Source organism: Bacillus sp. AFS040349 (genome assembly GCF_002577655.1).
GTDB lineage: Bacteria > Bacillota > Bacilli > Bacillales > Bacillaceae > Metabacillus.
Genome location: NZ_NUMC01000230.1, coordinates 1 through 575, shown reverse-complemented (window position 1 = coordinate 575; position 575 = coordinate 1). Strand labels below are relative to the sequence as shown.

The window sequence follows — 575 nt, the reverse complement described above, 5'->3', positions numbered from 1 at the left end:
AGAAGTTTTGACAATACGAGAGGATAAAAGGGAGTGGTGAAATGGATCCTATTATAGTTTTTTCTATATTGGGTGGACTCGTATTGATTCTATTGTTTGTCGGAGCACCGATTAAACCTATTCAATGGATCGGTCAACTGTTTGTTAAGATTATAATTGGAGCACTATTATTATTTTTTGTAAATGCATTTGGTACAAGCATAGACTTACATATTCCAATTAATCTAATAACATCAAGTATCTCTGGGATATTGGGAATCCCCGGGTTAGCAGCACTAATCGTTATAAAAACATTTATTATTACTTAAAAACAAGTGGGGATATCCATTTGTTTTTCTTTTTGTGTTGACATGGTTTGAAGAGGATGTTATATTAGTATTCGTCTTTGAAAAAGGACAACTTGCTTCTCTGAAAACATCTTTTGAAAAACTTTTAAAAAGTTGTTGACTAAAAAGAAGTTAACATGATACTATATTAAAGTCGCTTCTGATGAAGCGGGAGAAGTTCTTTGAAAACTGAACAAAACCAAGCGTGCAAATGTTAATTTTGATTAACAAAAAACGTACTATATAGTA

At 31.7% G+C, this 575-nt stretch carries 1 protein-coding gene; it reads left to right on the top strand.

Annotated features, from left to right (window positions below):
* Positions 1 to 41 precede the first annotated feature (41 nt).
* Positions 42 to 308 (top strand): pro-sigmaK processing inhibitor BofA family protein, encoded by a 267-nt coding sequence (locus COD11_RS26425; protein WP_098799824.1) that lies wholly within the window; start codon positions 42 to 44, stop codon positions 306 to 308.
* The last annotated feature ends 267 nt before the right edge of the window (positions 309 to 575 follow it).

Coding starts and splice junctions, on each gene's coding strand:
- COD11_RS26425 (WP_098799824.1), top strand. CDS start 42: ATGGATCCTATTATAGTTTTTTCTATATTGGGTGGACTCGTATTGATT.